The 3,303-nt window shown below is 65.1% G+C and carries 1 protein-coding gene; it reads left to right on the top strand.

The window, feature by feature from the left end:
* Positions 1–149 precede the first annotated feature (149 nt).
* Positions 150–3,155 carry an excinuclease ABC subunit UvrA gene (gene uvrA / locus QZ294_RS10975; protein WP_297051045.1) on the top strand — a complete coding sequence of 1,002 codons (3,006 nt, stop codon included), beginning with the start codon at positions 150–152 and terminating at the stop codon, positions 3,153–3,155.
* The last annotated feature ends 148 nt before the right edge of the window (positions 3,156–3,303 follow it).

Genomic DNA, 3,303 nt, shown 5'->3' with positions numbered 1-3,303 from the left:
TTGCCAGCGCAAAAAAATCTTATTTTTTAGGATCCTTGCGGCGACAGCCCCGCCCGAAGCGGAGCCAAGGGCGGCCAGCGGAAAAACATCTTTCCCTCGTTGAAAAAACCATAACGGAGTTTAATGAGGTCTGAGCCTAGATGGAGACGATGAACATGACGCCAAAGCCCGACAGGACCCGGCAGACGCAGGGATACAGCCCCTGCATCCATATCGAGAACGCGCGCCAGCACAATCTCAGGAACATCAGCCTCGACATTCCGCGTGATGAGCTTGTGGTGATCTGCGGGCCGTCCGGCTCGGGCAAGTCCACCCTGGCCTTTGACATCGTGTATGCCGAAGGGCAGCGCCGCTATGTGGAATCGCTCTCCACCTACGCCCGCCAGTTCCTGCCCCAGATGGACAAGCCGGATGTGGAAAAGATCGAGGGCCTGTCACCGGCCATTTCGCTGGAGCAGCAGGGCATGTCCCGGAATCCGCGTTCCACGGTGGGCACGGTCACGGAGATCTATGACTTTTTGCGTGTCTTTTTTGCCCGCCTCGGCACCACCTGGTGCCCCCGGTGCGGCCGTCCCATCGAGGCCCGCGCCGCGGACGAGATCATCGCGGACATTCTCGGGCTGCCGCAGGGCGAGAAATTCCTGGTGCTTGCCCCTCTGGTGGAACTGCAAAAGGGCACGCATCAGGACCTGCTGAAAAAGCTCAGGGCCGAAGGCTTTTCGCGCGTGCGCGTCGATGGCGGGTTCCATACGCTGGATGCTGTCCCCCCTCTGGAAAAGAACAGGAAGCACTCCATCGATCTGGTGGTGGACAGGCTGGTGAACAAGGAGGGCATCCGCGGGCGTCTGGCCGACTCCGTGGAGCTGGCCCTGCGCCATGGCGAGGGACGGCTTGTGCTGCACCTGCCCGGACGCCCCGAGGCAGAGCGCGATCAGGTCCATTCCACGACCTCCGTGTGCCCCGAGTGCCGCATCTCGCTCCCGGCGCCCAGTCCGCAGCTTTTTTCCTTCAACGGTCCGCAGGGGGCCTGCCCGCGCTGCGTGGGGCTGGGCACGGTGGATTATTTTGAACCCCGGCTCATCGCGCCCAACCGCGGGCTTTCGCTCACTGGCGGCGCGCTGCTGCCGTGGGCGCAGCCGCGTGTGCTCGCGCGGTATCAGGGCGCGCTGGCCGCGCTTGGCAAGCGCTTCGGTTTTACGCTTGCCACGCCGCTGGAGCGCTTTTCCGATGCGGCGCTGGCCGCGCTTTTCTACGGTGAGGACGAAAAGGGGCGCCCGGCCGCCGGCTCTCTGGGGCTGCGGCGCAACTGGATGGGCGGCGTCGTGGCCCTCGGGGCTGCCGGTGACTACCAGAGCGGGAATTTTGTCGAGGCGCAGCGCATCCAGAGTTCACTGGATATCAGCGACAAGCGCTGGCCCGGCGTGATCCCGCTCCTGGAAAAGGGCATGCAGTACGGCGATGCCTGGCGCGAGGAACTGGCGCGCTTCCGGCAGTCCTGCGACTGTCCGGACTGCCATGGCGCGCGCCTGCGGCCGGAGGCCCTGGCCGTGCGCGTGGAGGACCTCAACATCGCCGCGTTCTGCGCCCTGCCCGTGGACAAGGCCCTGAAGTGGCTCAGGGAACGGCGCTTCACGGGGCGCCGCGCCCTGATCGCCGAGCCGCTGCTCAAGGAGCTGGAGTTCCGCCTTTCCTTTCTCGGCAATGTGGGGCTGGACTATCTTTCCCTGGGTCGTTCCATGAGCACGCTCTCCGGCGGCGAGGCGCAGCGCATCCGTCTGGCCTCCCAGCTGGGGTCCGGTCTGGTGGGCGTGACCTATGTGCTGGACGAACCCTCCATCGGGCTGCACCCGCGGGACAACGAGCGCCTGCTGGGGACGCTCCGCTCCCTCCAGCGGCGGGGCAATACGGTACTGGTGGTGGAGCATGACGAGGCCACCATCTGCGAGGCGGACACCGTCATCGAGCTTGGACCCGGTTCCGGCGCGCACGGCGGCGAGATCATGTTTCAGGGTCCGGTGGAGAAACTGCTGGGTGAGGCGGATACCCTGACGGCCCGCTATCTGCGCGGCGACGAGACCATCCCGCTGCCGGACGCCCGGCGCGAACCGAAGGGGGAGCTGGTGCTCCGCAAGGTGACCACCAACAACCTGCGCGGCATCGACTGCCGCATCCCCCTGGGCGTGCTCACCTGCGTCACCGGGGTCTCTGGCTCGGGCAAGAGTTCTCTGGTGGTGGATACGCTCTACAAGCACCTGGCGCTGGGGCTTGGCCTGCGCGTGGACCAGCCCGGCGCCATCGGCGGCCTTGCCTATGAGGGGGGCGCCGCGCCCATCGAGCGCATCGTGGCTATCGACCAGACGCCCATCGGCCGCACGCCGCGCTCCAATCCCGCCACCTATACCAAGATATTTGACGATATCCGCAACATCTTTGCCATGACGCAGGACGCGCGCAAGCGCGGCTACAAGCCGGGCCGCTTCAGCTTCAATGTGCGCGGCGGCCGTTGCGAGGCCTGCGGCGGCGACGGCCAGATCCGCGTGGAGATGCATTTTCTGCCGGATGTCTATGTCACCTGCGATGTCTGCCAGGGCAGGCGCTACAACCATGAGACCCTGGAGGTCCGTTACAAGGGCCTGAACATCGCCGAGGTGCTGGACCTCACCGTGAGCCAGGCGCGCAAGCTCTTCGAGAGTTACCCCGGGCTGGAGCGGCGTCTCGCCGTTCTGGAAGAGGTGGGCCTTGGCTACCTGCGCCTGGGCCAGCCCGCCACCACGCTTTCCGGCGGCGAAGCGCAGCGGATCAAGATCTCGCGCGAACTGGGCAAGCGCTCCCTGCCGGGGACGCTCTATATCCTTGACGAGCCGACCACCGGCCTGCACATGCATGAGGTGGGAAAGCTCATCAGGGTGCTGCACGCGCTGGTGGACAAGGGCGCCAGCGTCGTGGTCATCGAGCACAATACGGACATGATCCTCGCGGCGGACCATGTGCTGGACATGGGACCCGGCGGCGGCGAAAACGGGGGGCGCATCATTTCGTGCGGAACGCCGGAAGCCATCGTGGCGGACCCGGCTTCCGTCACCGGGCGTTTTCTCATGCAGGAGCGCACGGAACGGCTCAGGCGGCGGAAAAATCCCGGGAATGCCGGGAGCTAGAGTCTGGACCTATTAATGTGACTGCTGGCTTGGGATGTGGCAGCTTGTGAATGCCACAATCATCCGTCAAAAACAGCCCTTTTTGCGCTGGCGGCGTCACTGGACGATTTTTGTCGGTCATGTACGTGAGTACACTCCCTCCAAAAAT

Origin of the sequence: uncultured Desulfovibrio sp. (assembly GCF_910584445.1) — a bacterium.
Taxonomy (GTDB): domain Bacteria; phylum Desulfobacterota; class Desulfovibrionia; order Desulfovibrionales; family Desulfovibrionaceae; genus Desulfovibrio.
The sequence above is the reverse complement of the archived record's forward strand: the minus strand, read 5'-3'. Positions and strand labels throughout refer to the sequence as shown.

Coding starts and splice junctions, on each gene's coding strand:
- uvrA (WP_297051045.1), top strand. CDS start 150: ATGAACATGACGCCAAAGCCCGACAGGACCCGGCAGACGCAGGGATAC.